This window comes from Streptomyces sp. NPDC087428 (genome assembly GCF_044744085.1).
Lineage (GTDB): Bacteria > Actinomycetota > Actinomycetes > Streptomycetales > Streptomycetaceae > Streptomyces.
The window spans coordinates 234,730-253,634 of the sequence record NZ_JBIUXR010000002.1; the positions used below are offsets into that span (position 1 = coordinate 234,730).

Here is an 18,905-nt window from a genome sequence, read left to right on the forward strand (position 1 = left end):
CGGTGCCATATCCGAACCACTCCACGGAGGCCCTGCGGTGCACGAACTGCCGCAACAGCTGGCCAATGGACTCATCCTCGGCGCGATGTACGGACTCATCGCGATCGGTTACACGATGGTCTACGGAATCATCCAGCTCATCAACTTCGCCCATGGCGAGATCTTCATGATCGGAGGCTTCGGGGCCCTCACCGTCTACCTCTGGATGCCGGCCGGCACCAACCTCCTCGCAATCATCCCCCTCATGATCATCGGCGGCGTCATCTGCTCCGTCGCGATCAGCACAGCCGCCGAACGCTTCGCCTACCGGCCGCTGCGCAACGCACCGCGACTGGCCCCGCTCATCACGGCCATCGGACTCTCCCTGGCCCTCCAGCAGGCCATCTGGAAGTGGTACCCCGACGCCAAGAAGGACCGTTCCTTCCCCCAGTTCAAGGGCGAAGCGATCGACATCTTCGGCGCCCACATCCAACGCGGCGACATCTTCGTCCTCATCACCGCACCCGTCTGCATGATCGCCCTCGGCCTCTTCGTCTCCAAGACCCGCGCCGGCCGCGGCATGCAGGCCACCAGCCAGGACCCCGACACCGCCAAGCTCATGGGGATCAACACCGACCGCATCATCGTCATGGCCTTCGCCATCGGTGCCGCGTTCGCAGCCGTCGCCGCCGTCGCCTACGGGCTCAAGAACGGCCAGATCGGCTTCAAAATGGGCTTCATCATGGGGCTCAAGGCCTTCACCGCAGCCGTACTCGGCGGAATCGGCAACATCTACGGCGCCATGCTCGGCGGCGTCGTACTCGGCATCGCCGAATCACTCGCCACCGGCTACATGAGCGACGTACCCGGCATGGAACTCTTCGGCGGCGGCGCCTGGAAGGACGTATGGGCCTTCGTCCTCCTCATCATCGTCCTGCTGCTCCGCCCCCAGGGCCTGCTCGGCGAACGCGTCGCGGATCGGGCGTGATACGGATGACCACCCACACCACCACCACGCCCCCCGCCACCGCCCTGATCCCGATGCCCGCCCCCGCGGCCCGCATCGCCACCACGGCAGGCGCGACCGTCGCCCTCGTGGGCACCTTCCTCGCCTGGACCTGGACCGACCAATTCCCCGGCGACCTCACCGTCACCGGCTACCCCGGCGGCCTCCAGGTCCTCACCCTCATCAGCGCCGCACTCACCCTGCTGCTCACCCTCTCCGGGTACGGCATCCGCGGCCTCGGCTGGCTCACCCCCGGCGGCACCAACAGCCCCGTCCGCCTCCTGGCGCTCGGCACCTTCGGCACCACCGCCTACGCCATCGGCGCCATCACCTACGACCTCGGCGGCGTCGTCAACCTCGAACCCGGCGCCTGGGTCAGCGGAATCGGCGCACTCATCGCCGTCATCGCCGCCCACGGACTCCCCGCCGACCAGCCCCTACCCGACACCGGGAACCCGGACGCCGGCTGGCAGCGCTTCCGCAACGGCCTCAGCGCACCGGCCGCCCGCCGCGCCGCACCACTCCCCGCCTGGGCCGAGATCCTCACCATCGCCATCGCCTTCGGCATCGGCCTCTACGTCTTCGCCTACGGCATCGACACCGACTACACCGAACTCTTCATCGGGTTCCTCATCACCGCCGCCTTCGCCTTCACCGCACTGAACCGTGCCGGACTCATCTCCCGCATCACCGCGATGACCGCGAAGCACCGCAACATCACCCTCACCGCGGCCCTCGTCGCAGCCGTCTGCTTCCCCTTCACCCAGCAGAAAGAGGAATACGCGCTCATCGGCGCCAACATCCTCATCTTCGCGACCGTCGCGCTCGGCCTCAACGTCGTCGTCGGCCTCGCCGGCCTCCTCGACCTCGGATACGTCGCCTTCCTCGGCGTCGGCGCCTACGCCGCCGCCCTGGTCTCCGGCTCCACCATGTCGGCCATCGGCGTCGAGTTCCCCTTCTGGGCCGCCGTCCTCACCGGCGCCGGGGCCTCACTCGTCTTCGGCGTACTCATCGGCGCACCAACCCTGCGACTACGCGGCGACTACCTCGCCATCGTCACGCTCGGCTTCGGTGAAATCTTCCGCCTCACCGTGAACAACCTCAACGGCAACAGCGGACCCGACCTCACCAACGGCTCCCAGGGCATCCCGAGCATCCCCGACCTCAACCTCTTCGGAATCGACTTCGGGCTCAAACACGACATCGGCGGCTTCACCCTCGGCAGGTCGGCCAACTACTACCTGCTCATGCTCGTCTTCACCGCCGTCGTCGTCCTCGTCTTCCGCCGCTCCGGGGAATCGCGCATCGGCCGCGCCTGGGTCGCCATCCGTGAGGACGAGACCGCGGCCACCGCCATGGGCATCAACGCCTTCCGGCTCAAGCTGCTCGCCTTCGCCCTCGGCGCCACCCTCGCCGGACTCGCCGGAACCGTGCAGTCACACGTCAACTACACCGTGACGCCCGAGCAGTACCAGTTCGCCGGCTCCGTACCCCCGAACTCCGCCTTCCTCCTCGCCGCCGTCATCCTCGGCGGCATGGGAACCCTCAGCGGACCCCTCGTCGGCGCGGCACTGCTCTACCTCATCCCGGCCAAGCTCCAGTTCATGCAGGACTACCAGCTCTTCCTCTTCGGCGTCGCACTCATCCTCCTGATGCGCCTGCGCCCCGAAGGACTGGTCGCCGACCGCAGGAAGCAGCTCGAATTCCACGAGACCGACCAGCTCGACGTGCCGGAACCCCGGAAGTCCGACGACGTCGACGCCGGTATCGCCAAGGCGGGGGCGTGACCACCATGACCACCACCACGAAGACCGGCACCCCCGTGCTCGACGCCAGCGGCGTCACGATGCGGTTCGGCGGCCTCACCGCCGTCCACGACGTCGACCTCACCGTCAACGCGGGCGAGATCGTCGGCCTCATCGGCCCCAACGGCGCCGGAAAGACCACCTTCTTCAACTGCCTCACCGGCCTCTACGTCCCCACCGAGGGCAAGGTCAGCTACAAGGGCACCGTCCTGCCCCCCAAGCCCCACCTCGTCACCCAGGCAGGCATCGCCCGCACCTTCCAGAACATCCGGCTCTTCGCCAACATGACCGTCCTGGAGAACGTCCTCGTCGGACGCCACACCAGGACCAAGGAAGGCCTCTGGTCCGCCCTCCTGCGCCTCCCCGGCTTCACCAAGGCCGAGAACGCCAGCCGGGAACGCGCCATGGAACTCCTGGAGTTCATCGGCCTCCAGGACAAGGCCGACCACCTCGCGCGCAACCTCCCCTACGGAGACCAGCGCAAGCTGGAGATCGCCCGCGCACTGGCCAGCGACCCCGGTCTCCTCCTCCTGGACGAGCCCACCGCCGGCATGAACCCGCAGGAAACCCGCGTCACCGAAGAGCTCATCTTCGCCATCCGCGACCAGGGCATCGCCGTACTCGTCATCGAGCACGACATGCGCTTCATCTTCAACCTCTGCGACCGCGTCGCCGTACTCGTCCAGGGCGAGAAGCTCGTCGAAGGCACCTCCGACGTCGTCCAGAGCGACGAACGCGTCGTCGCCGCCTACCTCGGCACCCCGTTCGAAGGCGCCCCCGGCGCCGAGGAACTCGCCGAGGTCGAAGCCGCAGAGGCCGTCGCCACCAAAGGCGCCGTAACCACCGCCGACACCACCACCACCAGCACCAGCACCAGCACCAGCACCAGCACCGAGGAGGAGGACACCCGATGACCGCACTGCTAGAGGTCGAGGACCTCCGCGTCGCCTACGGCAAGATCGAAGCCGTCAAGGGCATCTCCTTCAGCGTCGAAGCCGGCCAGGTCGTCACCCTGATCGGCACCAACGGTGCGGGCAAGACCACCACCCTGCGCACCCTCTCCGGGCTGCTCAAGCCCATCGGCGGCCGCATCCTCTTCGAGGGCAAGCCGCTGGCGGGCATCCCCGCCCACAAGATCGTCGCTCTGGGCCTGGCCCACTCCCCCGAGGGCCGGCACATCTTCCCCCGGCTGACGATCACCGAGAACCTCCAGCTCGGCGCCTACCTCCGCAGCGACAAGGCGGGCATCGAGAAGGACATCCAGCGCGCCTACGACCTCTTCCCCATCCTCGGGGAACGCCGGAAGCAGGCCGCGGGCACCCTCTCGGGCGGCGAACAGCAGATGCTCGCCATGGGCAGGGCCCTGATGTGCCAGCCCAAGCTCCTGATGCTCGACGAACCCTCCATGGGCCTCTCCCCGATCATGATGCAGAAGATCATGGAGACCATCGTCGAGCTCAAGTCCCAGGGCACCACGATCCTGCTCGTCGAGCAGAACGCCCAGGCCGCGCTCTCCCTGGCCGACGAGGGCCACGTCATGGAGGTCGGCAAGATCGTCCTCTCCGGCACCGGCGCGGACCTCCTCCACGACGAGTCGGTCCGCAAGGCCTACCTCGGCGAGGACTGAACCCGCGCGTACTCGAGAGAAGGCCCGCGCCCCGGACTGCTGCCGGGGCGCGGGCCTTCTCTCGGGTACGGGGCTACTCGGCCGCCTTCTTCTTCTCCTCGGCGTCCTCGATCAACGCCTCTGCGAGCTGCTGCATCGACAGCCGCCGGTCCATCGACGTCTTCTGGATCCAGCGGAACGCGGCGGGCTCGGACAGCCCGTAGTCCGTCTGCAGAATGCTCTTCGCGCGGTCCACCAGCTTCCGGGTCTCCAGCCGCTGCGACAGGTCCGCGACCTCGCCCTCCAGCGCCTTCAGCTCCGCGAACCGCGACACGGCCATCTCGATGGCCGGCACCACGTCGCTCTTGCTGAACGGCTTCACCAGGTACGCCATCGCCCCGGCGTCCCTGGCCCGCTCCACGAGGTCGCGCTGCGAGAACGCGGTGAGCATCAGGACGGGCGCGATGGACTCCTCCGCGATCTTCTCGGCGGCGGAGATCCCGTCGAGGACCGGCATCTTCACATCGAGGATGACCAGGTCCGGCCTGTGCTCCCGGGCCAGCTCGACAGCCTGCTGCCCGTCCCCGGCCTCACCGACGACCGCGTATCCCTCTTCCTCCAGCATCTCTTTGAGGTCGAGGCGGATGAGCGCCTCGTCCTCGGCGATGACGACGCGGGTCGTCAGCGGCGGGACGTGCGACTTGTCGTCGTCGGCGACGGGCTGGGGCGACTCGGGGGTGGTCACGGGGCTCCTTGGTTCAGGGCAAGTACAGCTCCCACGAGCCTACCCAGCTCCTGTAAGGTAGTGACGCGCAGGGCGGCTATAGCCCTTCCTTTCTAAGGCCCCAGTACTCCAACTGGTTAGAGAGGCCGCTCTCAAACAGCGGACAGTGTGGGTTCGAATCCCACCTGGGGCACTTTTCCTTCGATTCCAAGGTGAGAGCGGAATCGAAGAACTTCACTTGATCCGGCTATTGGTGCGGTATTCCCGCGCCGGACCCCCGCCGTCGGGCGAGGCTCGGCTCCATGTACGACATGGGGACCCGGAAGCGAGCGCTGGCGCTGGTCGCGCAGGGCCGCAGTCTCAATTCCGTGAGCAAGGAAACCGGACTGTCCCGCGCCGCGATCCGCTCCTGGCAAAACCGCATCGAACCACTCGACGGGCGGGCCGGGCCATGCCCCAGGTGCGGCGACACGGCCACCGAGGTCGAACACCCCTCCGCGTACTCCTACCTCCTGGGGCTCTATCTCGGCGACGGCTGCATCAGCTCGTTCAAACGGGGCGTCTATTTCCTTCGCATCGCATGCGCCGACGCCTGGCCGGGTCTCATCGATGCGTGCGCCGAAGCAGTCCGGACCGCACGCCCGGCCAACAAGGTCTTCCGGATTCAGGGGCAGGGCTGTCAGTACGTCACCGCTTTCAGCAAGCACTGGCCCTGTTTCTTCCCCCAGCACGGCCCCGGCAAGAAGCACGAGCGCAGGATTGCTCTCGAACCCTGGCAGCGGGAGATCGTCGACGCCCACCCCTGGGAGTTCATCCGTGGCCTCATCCACTCCGACGGCTGCCGGATCATGAACTGGACCACGCGCCTCGTCGGTGGCGAGCGCAGGCGGTACGAGTACCCGCGCTACTTCTTCACCAACCTGTCGGCCGACATCCTGGGGCTCTTCACCGGCGCGCTGGACCAGGTAGGAGTCGAGTGGACGCAGCCCAACAGCAGGAACATCTCCGTCGCCCGACGGGCGTCCGTCGCCCTCATGGACGCTCACGTCGGGCCGAAGTACTGAGGGCCGCTACTTCGGGCTGTCGTCCTCGCCGATGTGGTGCACCCGTACCAGGTTCGTCGATCCCGCGACGCCGGGCGGGGAGCCGGCCGTGATGACCACCACGTCGCCCTTCCGGCAGCGTCCGATCTTCAGCAGCTCCTCGTCGACCTGCGCCACCATCGCGTCCGTCGAGTCCACGTGCGGGCCCAGGAACGTCTCCACGCCCCAGGTCAGGTTCAGCTGGGCGCGGGTCGCCGGGTCCGGGGTGAAGGCCAGGAGCGGGATGGGTGAGCGGTAGCGGGAGAGGCGCTTGACCGTGTCGCCGCTCTGGGTGAAGGCCACCAGGAACTTCGCGCCGAGGAAGTCGCCCATCTCGGCTGCCGCGCGGGCGACCGCGCCGCCCTGGGTGCGGGGCTTGTTGCGATCGGTGAGCGGCGGGAGGCCCTTGGCGAGGATGTCCTCCTCGGCGGCCTCGACGATGCGGGACATCGTGCGGACCGTCTCGATGGGGTACTTGCCGACGCTGGTCTCGCCGGAGAGCATGACCGCGTCCGTGCCGTCGATGACGGCGTTCGCGACGTCGGAGGCCTCGGCGCGGGTGGGGCGGGAGTTGTCGATCATCGAGTCGAGCATCTGGGTGGCGACGATGACCGGCTTGGCGTTGCGCTTGGCGAGCTTGATGGCGCGCTTCTGGACGATCGGCACCTGCTCCAGGGGCATTTCGACGCCGAGATCGCCCCGGGCGACCATGATGCCGTCGAAGGCGGCGACGATGTCGTCGATGTTCTCGACGGCCTGGGGCTTCTCGACCTTGGCGATGACGGGGAGGCGGCGGCCCTCCTCGTCCATGACGCGGTGGACGGGTTCGATGTCGCGTCCGCTGCGCACGAAGGAGAGGGCGATGACGTCGGCGCCGGTGCGCAGGGCCCAGCGGAGGTCGTCGATGTCCTTCTCGGAGAGGGCGGGGACGGAGACGGCGACGCCGGGGAGGTTGAGTCCCTTGTGGTCGGAGACCATGCCGCCCTCGATGACGGTGGTGTGGACTCGGGGGCCGTCGACCTCGGTCACTTCGAGGGTGACGCGGCCGTCGTCGATGAGGATGTGTTCGCCGGGGGCGACGTCGGCGTTGAGGCCTTCGTAGGTGGTGCCGCAGGTGTGGCGGTCACCTTCCATGGGCTCGACGGTGATCGTGAAGTCGTCGCCGCGTTCAAGGAGTACGGGTCCTTCACGGAAGCGTCCGAGGCGGATCTTCGGGCCTTGAAGGTCGGCGAGGATTCCGACGCTGCGTCCGGCTTCCTCGGATGCTTTGCGTACTCGGTGGTAGCGCTCTTCGTGTTCGGCGTAAGTGCCGTGGCTGAGGTTGAGGCGGGCAATGTCCATACCCGCTTCGACCAGGGCCTTGATCTGGTCATATGTGTCGGTGGCGGGTCCTAGGGTGCAAACAATTTTTGCTCGGCGCATGGTTTGAGCCTAGACCTTACCTACGGGTAGTGAATTGGCTCCGCATGACTGCTCAACAACCTTTGGGTGAAGGGTTTTTGACAAGTGTTGAATTGTGCGGCGGGGTGCTCGGATGAGCATTTTCCTAGAGTGCGGGCGGGGTCATGATGAAGCGGGCATTCACCTGCGCGAAGACGGTCTGGCGTTGTGGTTCGAGGTCGAGCGCGGGGGCGGGTTCGGCTGCGGCACCGGCGAATCCGCGGGTGCGGCCGTAGCCACCGGGGGCGGCGGCCATGGCGGGAGTGGCGTTCTCGGCGCCGAGGTCGGCGAGTTCGACGAGGGCGGCCAGCCGTGCGCCGACGGCGTCGGCGTATTCGCGGGCGCGCTGGACGGCTTCGCGTACGGCTTGGCGGCGGGCTTCGCCGTGGGCGGGCGAGTCGGGGCGCAGGGCCCACCAGGGTCCGTCGATGCGGGTCAGGTCGAGGTCGGCGACGCGGGTGGTGAATTCACCGAGTGCGGTGAAGTCGTTGAGTACGGCGGTGATGTGGACGCGTCCGTGGTAGGTGCGGATCTTCTCGTCGCGGCCGCGCCGGGTGAGTTCGGGCGTGATGGAGAAGGTGCCGGTTTCGAGCTTCTCGACGGCTGGTCCGTAGGTGCGGGCGAGTTCGAGGACGGTGGTGTTGCGTCGGGTGAGGTCGTCGAGGGCGGCGCGGCGGTCTTTCCCGCGGGCGCTGACGGTGATGCCGACGCCGGCGATCTCGGGGTCGATTTCGAGGCGGGCGTCGCCGCGGACGGCGAGGCGGGGGTGGTCGGGGGTGCCGTAGGGGTACGGGGTGTCGGTCATGGGTCCACTGTGGCACTCGGGTGCGACAGCGGGTGGTCATCGAAACGAAACCTGCGGGGGGTGTTGCCGGGTGCCGTGCGTGGGTGATTATCTACGCGCGTTGTCCACGCGTGCGCGGGGTCTACGCGCGTTGTGTACGGAGAGAACTGAGATGTGGGAGACGAGATGCCGCTGAATCGAAGGACGTTCCTGGGCACATCGGCCGCGGCCGGTGCGGGTGTCGCGATCGCGGGCGGTGCCGCGGTTCCCGCCGAGGCGCACGGCCACGGGCATGGGAACGGTCATGGGCGTCCGCAGAAGCGGTACTCGTTCACCGTGATGGGTACGACCGATCTGCACGGAAATGTCTTCAACTGGGACTACTTCACGGACAAGGAGTTCGACGACGGCGACCACAACGACGTCGGTCTGGCGAAGATCTCGACGCTGGTGGATCAGGTGCGTCGGGAGAAGGGCCGCCACAACACCCTGATGATCGATGCGGGTGACACGATCCAGGGCACGCAGCTGTCCTACTACTACGCGAAGATCGACCCGATCACGGCGAAGCGCGGTCCGGTGCATCCGATGGCGCAGGCGATGAACGCGATCGGTTATGACGCGGCGGCGCTCGGCAACCATGAGTTCAACTACGGCATTCCGGTGCTGCGCAAGTTCGAGGAGCAGTGTGACTTCCCGCTGCTGGGTGCGAACGCGCTGGACGCGAAGACGCTGAAGCCGGCGTTCGCGCCGTATGTGATCAAGAAGCTGCGGACGCCGCACGGCCGGGATGTGAAGGTGGCAATCCTGGGGCTGACGAATCCGGGTATCGCGATCTGGGACAAGGCGAACGTCAGCGGCAAGATGGTGTTCCCGGGCCTGGAGGAGCAGGCGGCGAAGTTCGTGCCGCGGCTGCGTTCGATGGGTGCGGATGTGGTGATCGTGTCGGCGCACTCGGGGAACAGCGGGACGTCGTCGTACGGTGATCAGATTCCGTATGTGGAGAATGCCGCGGGTCTGGTGGCGGAGCAGGTGCCGGGGATCGATGCGATTCTGGTGGGTCATGCGCATCTGGAGATTCCCGAGTACTTCGTGGAGAACAAGAAGACCGGAAAGAAGGTCGTGCTTTCCGAGCCGTTGAAGTGGGGTCAGCGGCTGACGCTGTTCGACTTCGATCTGGTGTGGGAGAAGGGCCGCTGGGTGGTCGAGAAGGCGGGGTCGCAGGTGTTGAACTCCAACACGGCGGCGGAGGACCGGAAGATCACGAAGTTGCTGGCGGATGAGCACAAGAAGGTTGTGGCCTACGTCAATCAGGTGATCGGTACGTCCACGGCGGCGATGACGACGGCCGAGGCGGCGTGGAAGGACGAGCCGATCATCGATCTGATCAATGTCGTCCAGGCGGAGACGGTGAAGGCGGCGCTGGCGGGTGGCGAGTACGCGGCGCTGCCGGTGCTGTCGCAGGCGTCGTGTTTCTCGCGTACGGCGCAGATCCCGGCCGGGGACGTGACGATCAAGGATGCGGCGGGTCTGTATCCGTTCGAGAACACGCTTGAGGCGCGGCTGCTGACGGGTGCACAGATCAAGGATTATCTGGAGTTCTCGGCGCGGTACTACGTGCAGACGGCGGCGGGTGCTCCGGTGGATCCGGCGAAGCTGACGAACGCGGACAAGACTCCGGATTACAATTATGACGCGGTGTCGGGTCTGACGTATGACATCGACATCGCGAAGCCGAATGGTTCGCGGATTGTTGGTCTTTCGTTCGAGGGCAAGGCGATTGATCCGGCGGCGCAGTTCGTGCTGGCGGTGAACAATTACCGGGCGAGTGGTGGGGGTAACTTCCCGCATGTGCCGGGTGCCAAGCAGCTCTGGGCGAATTCGGAGGAGATCCGGAACACCATCATCGGGTGGGTGCAGGCGAAGGGTTCGGTGGACGGTGCGCAGTTCGCCTCGGTGGACTGGCGGCTGACGCGGGACGGTACGCCGGTGTTCTAGGTCTGTGGTGGGGCGGCCGTCTCCTTTCCTTTTGGGAGGGGGCGGCCGCTTTTCTGCGTGCCCGGTGGGGCGGGAGGGGTGGTGTCAGTTGCTCTGGACCAGGGGGGTGAGGGCGGGGCCCTGGGTGGGGATCTTGGGGGCGTGGGGGGTGAGGCCGAAGGTGGTGAAGGCGGTGCGTTGCGGGAGGTGGTAGGCGGTGGTGCCGGTGAGGTTGTTGAGGATGGTGGCGCTGCGCCAGGCGGCGAGGCCGAGGTCGGGGGCGCCGACGCCGTGGGTGTGGCGTTCGGCGTTCTGTACGTAGATGTTGCCGGTGATGGCGGGGTCGAGGTCGAGGCGGAACTGGTCGTCGATGCGGGGGCGGCCGGAGCTGTCGCGGCGCAGGTGGGTGTGGAGGCCGTCGAGCATCTGGTCGAGGGGGCGTTCGCGGTAGCCGGTGGCGAGGACGACGGCGTCGGTGGTGAGGCGGGAGCGGGTGCTCTGCTGGGTGTGTTCGAGGTGGAGTTCGACGCGGGAGTTGGCGACGCGGCCGGCGGTGCGTACGCAGACGCCGGGGGTGAGGGTGGCGTCGGGCCAGCCGCCGTGGAGGGTGCGGCGGTAGAGCTCTTCGTGGATGGCGGTGATGGTGTCGTGGTCGATGCCCTTGTGGAGTTGCCATTGGTCGGGGACGAGTTCGTCGCGCACGGCTTCGGGGAGGGCGTGGAAGTAGCGGGTGTAGTCGGGGGTGAAGTGTTCGAGGCCGAGCTTGGAGTACTCCATGGGTGCGAAGGCGGGGGTGCGGGCGAGCCAGTGGAGTTTTTCGCGGCCGGCGGGGCGGGCGCGGAGGAGGTCGAGGAAGATCTCGGCGCCGGACTGTCCTGATCCGATGACGGTGATGTGTTCGGCGCCGAGGAGTCGTTCGCGGTGGTGGAGGTAGTCGGCGGAGTGGATGACGGGGACTGATCCGGCTTCGGCCAGGGGTTTGAGGGGTTCGGGGACATGGGGTTCGGTTCCGACGCCGAGCGCGATGTGGCGGGTGTGGGCGCGGCCGAGCGCTTCGGCTTCGCCGTGGGTGTCGAGTTGGGTGAAGTCGACTTCGAAGAGGGCGCGTTCGGCGTTCCAGCGGATGGCGTCGACCTGGTGGCCGAAGTGGAGGCCGGGGAGTTGTTCGGTGACCCAGCGGCAGTAGGCGTCGTACTCGGCGCGTTGGATGTGGAAGCGCTCGGCGAAGTAGAAGGGGAAGAGCCGGTCGCGGGTGCGTAGGTAGTTGAGGAAGGTCCAGGGGCTGGAGGGGTCGGCAAGGGTGACGAGGTCGGCGAGGAAGGGGACTTGGAGGCTGGCGCCGTCGATGAGGAGGCCGGGGTGCCAGTGGAAGGCGGGGCGTTGTTCGTAGAAGGTGGCGGTGAGGGGGTGGGGGGTGCCGGGGATGCCGTGGGCGAGGGCGGCGAGGGAGAGGTTGAAGGGGCCGATGCCGATGCCGACGAGGTCGTGTGGCTGGTCGGCGTCGGGGGTGGGCCGGGCTGGCCGGGCTGGCCGGGCTGTCATCGGTGGGTGCTGCCTTCCGGGAGTGCTGCGGCGAGGTGGGTGACGAGGTCGAGGAGTTTCTGCAGGTCGTGGGGGGTGGTGTGGGGGTTGAGGAGGGTGGCTTTGAGCCAGAGGCGGCCGTTGGCGTGGGTGCGGCCGAGTACGGCGTGGCCTCGGGTGAGGAGGGTGCGGCGGATGGTGGCGACGGTGTGGTCGTCGGTGTGGGTGGGGCGGAAGAGGACGGTGGTGATGGTGGGGCGGTCGTAGAGGTCGAGGGTGGGGGTTTTGGTGATGAGGTCGGCGAGGTGGTGGGCGGCGGTGCAGGTGCGGTCGATGAGGTCGGCGAGTCCGGTGCGGCCGAGCGCTTGGAGGGTGACGGCGATTTTGAGTGCGTCGGGGCGGCGGGTGGTGCGCAGGGAGCGGCCGAGGAGGTCGGGGAGGCCGGCTTCGGTGTCGTCGTCGGCGTTGAGGTAGGGGGCGTGGTGGTGGAGTGCGTCGAGGTGGTGGTGTTCGGGGACGGCGAGGATGCCTGCTGACGCGGGTTGCCAGCCGAGTTTGTGCAGGTCGAGGGTGACGCTGTGGGCGCGGTCGAGGCCGTGGACCTTGTTGCGGTGGGTGGGGCTGAAGAGGAGGGGGCCGCCGTAGGCGGCGTCGATGTGGAGTTCGGCGCCGTGGGTGGTGCAGAGGTCCGCGATCTCGGTGAGGGGGTCGATCCGGCCGGTGTCGGTGGTGCCCGCGGTGGCGGTGACGAGGACGGGTCCGCGGAGTCGGGCGAGGGTGTCGTCGAGGGCGGTGAGGTCGATGACGCCGGTGGGGGCGGGGACGGTGACGGGTTCGGGGAGGCCGAGGAGCCAGGCGGCGCGGGTGATGCTGTGGTGGGCGTTGGCGCCGCGGATGGTCTGGACGGGGCCGTGGCGTTCGCGGGCGAGGAGGAGTGCGAGTTGGTTGGCTTCCGTGCCGCCGGTGGTGACGAGGGCGTCGGGTGCGGTGCGGTGGGGGTAGATCTCGGCGGCGAGCGCGGTGGTGAGGTCGGCTTCGAGGGCGGAGGCGGCGGGTGCCTGGTCCCAGGAGTCCATGGAGGGGTTGAGGGCGGAGGCGGCGAGGTCGGCTGCCGCGGCGAGGGCGAGGGGCGGGGTGTGGAGGTGGGCGGCGCAGAGGGGGTCGGCCGGGTCCGCGGCGCCTTGGGCGAGTGCGGTGACGAGGGTGCTGAGGGCGTGGTGGGCGCCGGTGCCGTGGTCGGGGATGACGGGGTGGAGGGCGGTGCGCAGGTGGGGGGTGACGGTGTCGGGGCCGCCGGCGGGGAGGGGGCCGTCGCGCCGGTGGGCGCCTTCGTGGAGTGCGGTGAGCACGGTGTCGAGGAGGGGGCGCAGAGCGGCGGGGCCGGTGGTGCCTCCGGCGAGGGGCGGGGTGGGCATGTGCGGGGGTGGCCCTTCGGAGCGCATGGGTGGACATCCCAGCTTGTCCGGGTTTCGGGCGGCGCGACTGGTGAGCCCGGTGATCTGAACTCGAAAGGGGGACGGGTGTGTGATGAGGGCGGGGTGGTGGGGGTTCGGGTGGTATGGGTGCGGCTTGGGCCCGTGTGTCGGTGGGCGGTTGGGAGGCGGTCCGGGGGGCCGCGGTGGGCTGTGCCGCCCGCGGTCCGGGGGGCCGCGGTGGGCTGTGCCGCCCGCGGTCCGGGGGGCCGCGGTGGGCTGTGCCGCCGGAACGCGGACGGGATCGGGCGCCCGGGAGGGTTCTCCGGGCGCCCGGTCGTGTCCGCGGGGCGAGGTGTTCCTCCGGTTCGGTCAGCCGTACATCGCCACCTCCGGTTCGGTCAGCCGTACATCGCCACGCGGCAGAGGGCCGCGAGCGCGTCGTCGATGGGGTGGGGCCGGGGCCGGCCGGCGGCGTCGAGCGTGTTCCACCTCTGCAGGTTCAGCGCGACGGACAGCTGCCGGTTGCCGTCGGCACGGGTCATGGCCAGTGCTCCGCCGCCCCAGACCGTGCCGCCGTGGCCCCAGAAGGTGGCCTGGCCGGGGGCCTTCGCCGGGTACAGGCCGAGGCCGTACTCGATCGTCTTTCTCTCCTGGGAGACGACCGGGACGGTGCGTTGCATCTGTGCCAGCGACGACGGGCTGACGATCTCGCCGGCCAGCAGCTTGCCGAAGAAGCGGTTGAGGTCGGTGACGGTGGTTATCAGCGCGGCCGCCGGTCCCACCCATGACATGTCGTAGACGCTGTAGTCGCGCGGCGGGTCGATCATGCCGAACCACGCCTCGTAGATCTGCGAGTGCGGTCCCTCGACATGGGTTCCGGTGGGGAAACCGGTGTCCCGGAGCCCGGCGCGCTCGATGACGTTCCGGGTGACGCACTGCTCGGCCGTGGTGCCGGTGACGTGTTCCAGGAGCCGGCCGAGGAGCAGGTAGTTGGTGTTGGAGTAGACCCCCGGAGTGCTGCCCGGGGCGCCGCTCGGGGGCGCGGAGACGCCCATCTCGATGAGTTCGGCGGGGTGGAACCGGGTGAACCGGTTGTCGTCCAGGCTCTGGGGCCCGGTGTCCGCGACGTCGGGGAATCCCTTGAGGGAGGGGTAGGCGTAGGGGAGGTACTCGGCGAGGCCGCTGGTGTGGTTGATCAGCATCCGGACGGTGATCCGGTCGCCGCGTTCTCCGGGGACCAGTTCCGGGAGGTAGCGGCTGATCGGTGTGTCGAGACCGATCCGGCCCTTCTCGGCCTGTTGCAGCACGGCGGCGGCGGTGAAGGTCTTGGTGATGCTGCCGACGCGGTGGCGCATGTCGGCGGTGACGGGGCGGCCGGTGGCGGTGTCGGCGGTCCCGGCGGCGCCGCGCCAGACCTGGTCACCGTCACGTACTTCGGCGAACAGGCCGGGCATTCCCGCGCGGTGGACGTTGTCGATGGCGGTGTCCAGCTCCGCGGGATCGAGTGCGTTCCTCACGGCTTGCGTCCTTTCGTAGTCCCGGGGGTGAGCTCCACATCGGTCGGCCGACCCCGGGTGACGGGGCACGAGTGGGGTGTCGGCCGGCTCGCTGACGGCTCCCCGGCACACCCATGCCCTCATTATGCACGCGGTGCGTGCAACACCAAGTGCATACGTTAGGCTGGGGTCCGACGAGAGGAGCGGGATGACAGGGCGAAGGCGCTGGTCGACCGAGGAGATCCTGGACGCGGCGGCGGACCTGCTGCGCACGGGCGACGCCGAGTCCTTCAGCGTGCGCGGACTGGCCGCGGCCCTCGGGACCGATTCCTCCAGCCTCTACCGGCACTTCCGCAGCAAGACCGAACTGCTGCGCGCGGTCGCCGACAGGATTCTGCTGGCCGCCATGGACGGCTACCGCCCCGAGGGCGACTGGAAGCAGCGCATCACCGCCCTGGGCCTGCGCGTGCGGGAGGCCTTCGGCCGGCAGCCCCAGCTCGCCGCGGTCTGGGGACGCCACGCGTCGAGCGGCGCCGGTTCCCGGCTGGTGATGGAAGAGGTGCTGCAGGCCCTGCGGGCGTCAGGACTGCCCGACGAGAAGATCCCGGCGCACTACCACCGGATCGCGGTCCTCATCTCCGCGTTGATCGCCTCGGAGGCCGGGGTCAGCACCATCACCCCCCAGGAGTACGACCAGGGCATGGAGCTGTTCCGCGTCGCGGTACTCGGCGCCGACCCCGAACGCTTCCCGGCCCTGTCGCACTTCGCCCGCGACGTCCGCCCCCTCGGAGCGGACCGTCGCGCCGCGTTCGTGGAACTCATCGCCGCCCAGCTCGCCCACGTCGAGGCCGCGGTACGCGCTGCCTGAAACGCTGTCCCGGTATCGCGCACAGCCGTGCCCGGCCCGCCCTCGGTGATGAGGGCGGGCCGGGCACGGGTGGTACGGGCCGGTCGGGTCCGCGTCAGTGGGCGTCGCGGACGGCGAGGGCGCGGCGCAGGTCGTCGATCTGGTCGGCGAGTTTGCGGCGCAGGGCGGGGACGAGTGCCTGGTCGGCGAGTGCCTGTTCGCCGAGGTGGAGGCTGTCGGCGTCGATGGCGTACACCGGGAACGCGTGGCTGCCGACGGCTTCGGCGATGGCCGGGCCGCGGCGGACGGCGAGCTGGGCCGCCTCGGGGTAGTAGCGGGGCACGTACGCGCTGACGAGGTCGGCCTGTTCGGGCTGCCAGAAGCCCTGCGCGACGGCGGTGAAGAGGTAGTTGGAGAGGCTGTCGTCGGTGAACATGGCCTGCCAGGCGGCGGCCTTGGCCTCGGGGGTGGGCAGGGCGGCGCGGCAGCGGGCGGCGCCTTCCTGGCCGGTGGCGCTCGGGTCCTGGTCGAGTTCGGCGGCGATGGCCGCTTCGTCGGTGGCGCCGAGGACGGCGAGCCGGGTGAGGATGCGCCAGCGCAGTTCGGCGTCGAGTTCGGGTCCGCCGGGGACGGTGCCCTCGGTGAGCCAGCCCTGGATGGCGTCGGGCTGGGTGGCGGCGTCGATGAGGCGGCGTACGGCGATGAGGCGGAGGCCGGGGTTGCTGCCGTCCTCGGTGCGGCGCATGAGGTCGCGGCACAGGGCGGTGAGCGCGTTGAGCGCGGCGGGCCGGTCCTCGGGGGTGACGTAGCGGCCGGCGATCTGGGCGCAGGCGAAGGTGAGGACACCCTGGTGGAGTGCGAGGTCGGTCTCGTGCGGGAGGTGGGTGCGGGCGGCCTCGATGTAGGTGGCGGGGGCGAGTTCGCCGTCGCGGACCATGTCCCGGGCGGTGTTCCAGAGGACGGCTCGGGTGAGTGCGTCGGGGATGCCGGAGAGGCTGCGCAGGACGGTGTTCCAGGAGTCCGGGTCGAGGCGGACCTTGGCGTAGGTGAGGTCGCCGTCGTTGAGGACGACGAGGGCGGGGCGGCGGCCGGGGCGGGTGACGGGTGTGCCGTCCTGGGGGATGCCGATGTCGAAGCGGTCGCGCGGGACGAGCCGGTCGGGGCCGGACTGGGTGTCGATGGCGTGGTCGTAGGTGCCGACGGCGATGCGGTGGGGGCGGGAGCCGAGGTGGTCGACGGCGAGGGACCAGGTGGTGTCGGCCTCGGTGACGTGCGCGGTGAGGGTGTCGACCCCAGAGGTGCGCAGCCACTGGGCGGCCCAGGCGTGGACGTCGCGGTCGGTGGCGGACGCGAGGTTGTCGATGAAGTCGGCGAGGGTGGCGTTGCCGAACCGGTGGCGGGCGAAGTGGATGTTGATGCCGGCCAGGAAGTCCTTCTCGCCGAGCCAGGCGACGAGCTGGCGCAGGGCGGACGCGCCCTTGGCGTAGGAGATGCCGTCGAAGTTGAGCATCGCGGAGGCGGTGTCGGGGACGGCGGCCGGGTCGGGTGCGACGGGGTGGGTGGAGGGGCGCTGGTCGGCGTCGTAGCCCCAGCCCTTGCGGGCGACGCCGAAGTCGACCCAGGTGTCGGGGAACGGGGCCTCCCCTGCCCGGACGGAGTGGAGAGCCCGGGGGAGGGTGATCTCGGCGAGGGTCTGGTAGCCCATGTACTCGGCGAAGGACTCGTTCAGCCAGATGTCGTCCCACCAGGCGAGGGTGACGAGGTCGCCGAACCACATGTGGGCCATCTCGTGGGCGATGACCATGCCGCGGGTCTGGCGTTCGGTGTCGGTGACGGCGGAGCGGTAGATGAATTCGTCGCGGAAGGTGACGAGGCCGGGGTTCTCCATGGCGCCCGCGTTGAACTCGGGGACGAAGGCCTGGTCGTAGGAGTCGAACGGGTAGGGCTCGTCGAACTTCTCCTGGAACCGGTCGAAGCAGGCCCGGGTGATGTCGAGGATCTCGTCGGCGTCGGCGTCGAGGTGGGGGGCGAGGGAGGCGCGGCAGTGGATGCCGAAGGGCAGTCCGGCGTGTTCGGTGGTCACGGAGTGCCAGGGGCCCGCGGCGACGGCGACGAGGTAGGTGGAGATCGGCGGCGTGGGGGCGAGGGTCCAGTGGCCGTCTCCGGTGTGCCGGGCGGTGCCGTTGCCGAGGACGGTCCAGCCCTCGGGGGCGGTGACGGTGAGGGCGAAGACGGACTTGAGGTCGGGCTGGTCGAACGCGGCGAAGACGCGCTGGACGTCCTCCAGGAAGAGCTGGGTGTAGACGTAGGTCTCGTGGTCGGTGGGGTCGGTGAAGCGGTGCATGCCTTCGCCGGTACGGGAGTAGCTCATGGCGGCGTCGACGCGGAGTTCGTGTTCGCCGCTGGTCAGGGAGGTCAGCGGGAAGCGGTTGCCGTCGAGGTCCGCGGGGTCGAGTGGGTGCCCGTCGAGGCTGATCGAGCGCAGGGTGGCGGGCTTGACCTCGACGAAGGTGTCGCCGTCCGCGAGGGCGGTGAACCGGATGAGGGTACGGGAGTCGAAGGTCTCCTCCCCCGCGGTCAGATCGAGGTCGATCGTGTACCGCTGTACGTCGAGGAACTGGGCTCGGGTCTGCGCTTCGTCGCGCATCAGTACGGACATGGGCCCATGCTGCCGTATGCGGTGTGCGCGGTGGGGGCGGGTTCGCGGCGGGCTGAGCGGATTCGTACCAGGTCCGTCGCGCCGCGAGCGGCATCCGCGGCCTGTTCACCGGCCGCTACCGGCTCCGGACACTGGAGGAGACGGCGAACCGCCCGCTGGAGGAGATCTCGCCCTGCCGGTCGGGCGGCGGCCGGCGGGCGGGCGGCTGTTACGGGCGGTGACCCGGGTCAGGCCGGTGCGCCGCCCGTCCCGTTCGCCGATTCGTCGGCGATGCGCTCGTGGTGGCGGATGACCTCCGCCACGATGAAGTTCAGCAGCTTCTCGGCGAACGCCGGGTCCAGGTGGGCGCTCTCCGCCAGCTGGCGCAGCCGGGCGATCTGGCGGCCCTCGCGCGCCGGATCGGCCGGGGGAAGGTGGTGGGCGGCCTTGAGATGGCCCACCTGCTGAGTGCACTTGAAGCGCTCGGCGAGCATGTGGACAACTGCCGCGTCGATGTTGTCGATGCTCTCGCGCAGCCGGATCAGCTCGGCGCCTGCGGACTCGTCGATGTCGCTCGTGGTCATG

The 18,905-nt window shown here is 69.1% G+C and carries 15 protein-coding genes and 1 tRNA gene; 8 read left to right on the plus strand and 8 right to left on the minus strand.

The features are described from left to right. Positions 1-37: 37 nt before the first annotated feature. From ACIO3R_RS04815 to ACIO3R_RS04830, 4 genes are read left to right on the plus strand one after another with little or no spacing between them, the layout of a single operon-like run. Complete coding sequence (locus ACIO3R_RS04815) at positions 38-967, plus strand: branched-chain amino acid ABC transporter permease (protein WP_124283810.1); 930 nt, start codon at positions 38-40, stop codon at positions 965-967. A gap of 5 nt (positions 968-972) precedes the next feature. Continuing rightward, positions 973-2,772, plus strand: coding sequence for a branched-chain amino acid ABC transporter permease (locus ACIO3R_RS04820; RefSeq protein ID WP_385040164.1), 1,800 nt, complete (start codon positions 973-975; stop codon positions 2,770-2,772). A 5-nt stretch (positions 2,773-2,777) separates the two neighbouring features. After that, entirely contained in the window at positions 2,778-3,704 is a 927-nt protein-coding gene (locus tag ACIO3R_RS04825; protein ID WP_402104203.1) for an ABC transporter ATP-binding protein, read from the plus strand. Further along, positions 3,701-4,417 carry an ABC transporter ATP-binding protein gene (locus ACIO3R_RS04830; protein ID WP_124283812.1) on the plus strand — a complete coding sequence of 239 codons (717 nt, stop codon included), beginning with the start codon at positions 3,701-3,703 and terminating at the stop codon, positions 4,415-4,417. The genes ACIO3R_RS04825 and ACIO3R_RS04830 overlap by 4 nt, the downstream gene beginning before the upstream one ends. Positions 4,418-4,490: 73 nt before the next feature. On the opposite strand, the gene ACIO3R_RS04835 is transcribed toward ACIO3R_RS04830, so the two are convergent. Further along, positions 4,491-5,141, minus strand: a complete 651-nt coding sequence (locus ACIO3R_RS04835) for an ANTAR domain-containing response regulator (protein ID WP_402103352.1) — start codon at positions 5,139-5,141, stop codon at positions 4,491-4,493. 97 nt (positions 5,142-5,238) lie between these two features. Between ACIO3R_RS04835 and ACIO3R_RS04840 the strand changes: the two genes are divergently transcribed. Both ACIO3R_RS04840 and ACIO3R_RS04845 read left to right on the plus strand, forming a co-directional pair. Next, positions 5,239-5,313, plus strand: a tRNA-Leu gene (locus ACIO3R_RS04840). A 109-nt stretch (positions 5,314-5,422) separates the two neighbouring features. Then, the gene (locus ACIO3R_RS04845; protein ID WP_402103354.1) at positions 5,423-6,184 is read left to right on the plus strand and encodes a transcriptional regulator; all 762 of its coding nucleotides are present in this window, start codon (positions 5,423-5,425) and stop codon (positions 6,182-6,184) included. 6 nt (positions 6,185-6,190) lie between these two features. Here the strand turns inward: ACIO3R_RS04845 and pyk are convergent, their stop codons facing one another. Further along, positions 6,191-7,624: a pyruvate kinase gene (gene pyk / locus ACIO3R_RS04850; protein ID WP_402103356.1), complete on the minus strand. Its 1,434-nt coding sequence runs from the start codon at positions 7,622-7,624 to the stop codon at positions 6,191-6,193. Positions 7,625-7,748: 124 nt separating this feature from the next. Then, the gene (locus ACIO3R_RS04855) at positions 7,749-8,447 is read right to left on the minus strand and encodes an SIMPL domain-containing protein (RefSeq protein WP_385040260.1); all 699 of its coding nucleotides are present in this window, start codon (positions 8,445-8,447) and stop codon (positions 7,749-7,751) included. Between the two features lie 165 nt (positions 8,448-8,612). On the opposite strand from ACIO3R_RS04855, the gene ACIO3R_RS04860 reads away from it, so the two are divergent. Beyond that, positions 8,613-10,424: a bifunctional metallophosphatase/5'-nucleotidase gene (locus tag ACIO3R_RS04860; RefSeq protein ID WP_402104205.1), complete on the plus strand. Its 1,812-nt coding sequence runs from the start codon at positions 8,613-8,615 to the stop codon at positions 10,422-10,424. An 84-nt stretch (positions 10,425-10,508) separates the two neighbouring features. Here ACIO3R_RS04860 and ACIO3R_RS04865 read toward each other — a convergent pair whose 3' ends face one another. The 3 genes from ACIO3R_RS04865 to ACIO3R_RS04875 all read right to left on the minus strand — a co-directional run bounded on the left by ACIO3R_RS04865 (position 10,509) and on the right by ACIO3R_RS04875 (position 14,856). Continuing rightward, positions 10,509-11,945 carry a lysine N(6)-hydroxylase/L-ornithine N(5)-oxygenase family protein gene (locus ACIO3R_RS04865; RefSeq protein WP_402103359.1) on the minus strand — a complete coding sequence of 479 codons (1,437 nt, stop codon included), beginning with the start codon at positions 11,943-11,945 and terminating at the stop codon, positions 10,509-10,511. After that, positions 11,942-13,339, minus strand: coding sequence for a pyridoxal phosphate-dependent decarboxylase family protein (locus ACIO3R_RS04870; RefSeq protein WP_385355489.1), 1,398 nt, complete (start codon positions 13,337-13,339; stop codon positions 11,942-11,944). The genes ACIO3R_RS04865 and ACIO3R_RS04870 overlap by 4 nt, the downstream gene beginning before the upstream one ends. Before the next feature lie 398 nt (positions 13,340-13,737). Next, positions 13,738-14,856 (minus strand): serine hydrolase domain-containing protein, encoded by a 1,119-nt coding sequence (locus ACIO3R_RS04875; protein ID WP_402103362.1) that lies wholly within the window; start codon positions 14,854-14,856, stop codon positions 13,738-13,740. A 187-nt stretch (positions 14,857-15,043) separates the two neighbouring features. On the opposite strand from ACIO3R_RS04875, the gene ACIO3R_RS04880 reads away from it, so the two are divergent. Then, positions 15,044-15,703: a TetR/AcrR family transcriptional regulator gene (locus tag ACIO3R_RS04880; RefSeq protein WP_402103365.1), complete on the plus strand. Its 660-nt coding sequence runs from the start codon at positions 15,044-15,046 to the stop codon at positions 15,701-15,703. A 94-nt stretch (positions 15,704-15,797) separates the two neighbouring features. Here ACIO3R_RS04880 and pepN read toward each other — a convergent pair whose 3' ends face one another. After that, the gene (gene pepN, locus ACIO3R_RS04885) at positions 15,798-18,341 is read right to left on the minus strand and encodes an aminopeptidase N (RefSeq protein WP_402103368.1); all 2,544 of its coding nucleotides are present in this window, start codon (positions 18,339-18,341) and stop codon (positions 15,798-15,800) included. A 227-nt stretch (positions 18,342-18,568) separates the two neighbouring features. Then, entirely contained in the window at positions 18,569-18,904 is a 336-nt protein-coding gene (locus ACIO3R_RS04890) for a chorismate mutase (RefSeq protein WP_402103371.1), read from the minus strand. Position 18,905: the final 1 nt, after the last annotated feature.

Bases quoted from the DNA above. Each gene is read 5' to 3' on its own strand.
- ACIO3R_RS04820 (WP_385040164.1), top strand. From the start codon at position 973: ATGACCACCCACACCACCACCACGCCCCCCGCCACCGCCCTGATCCCG.
- ACIO3R_RS04825 (WP_402104203.1), top strand. From the start codon at position 2,778: ATGACCACCACCACGAAGACCGGCACCCCCGTGCTCGACGCCAGCGGC.
- ACIO3R_RS04830 (WP_124283812.1), top strand. From the start codon at position 3,701: ATGACCGCACTGCTAGAGGTCGAGGACCTCCGCGTCGCCTACGGCAAG.
- ACIO3R_RS04845 (WP_402103354.1), top strand. From the start codon at position 5,423: ATGTACGACATGGGGACCCGGAAGCGAGCGCTGGCGCTGGTCGCGCAG.
- pyk (WP_402103356.1), bottom strand. From the start codon at position 7,624: ATGCGCCGAGCAAAAATTGTTTGCACCCTAGGACCCGCCACCGACACA.
- ACIO3R_RS04855 (WP_385040260.1), bottom strand. From the start codon at position 8,447: ATGACCGACACCCCGTACCCCTACGGCACCCCCGACCACCCCCGCCTC.
- ACIO3R_RS04860 (WP_402104205.1), top strand. From the start codon at position 8,613: ATGCCGCTGAATCGAAGGACGTTCCTGGGCACATCGGCCGCGGCCGGT.
- ACIO3R_RS04865 (WP_402103359.1), bottom strand. From the start codon at position 11,945: ATGACAGCCCGGCCAGCCCGGCCAGCCCGGCCCACCCCCGACGCCGAC.
- ACIO3R_RS04870 (WP_385355489.1), bottom strand. From the start codon at position 13,339: ATGCCCACCCCGCCCCTCGCCGGAGGCACCACCGGCCCCGCCGCTCTG.
- ACIO3R_RS04880 (WP_402103365.1), top strand. From the start codon at position 15,044: ATGACAGGGCGAAGGCGCTGGTCGACCGAGGAGATCCTGGACGCGGCG.
- pepN (WP_402103368.1), bottom strand. From the start codon at position 18,341: ATGTCCGTACTGATGCGCGACGAAGCGCAGACCCGAGCCCAGTTCCTC.
- ACIO3R_RS04890 (WP_402103371.1), bottom strand. From the start codon at position 18,904: ATGACCACGAGCGACATCGACGAGTCCGCAGGCGCCGAGCTGATCCGG.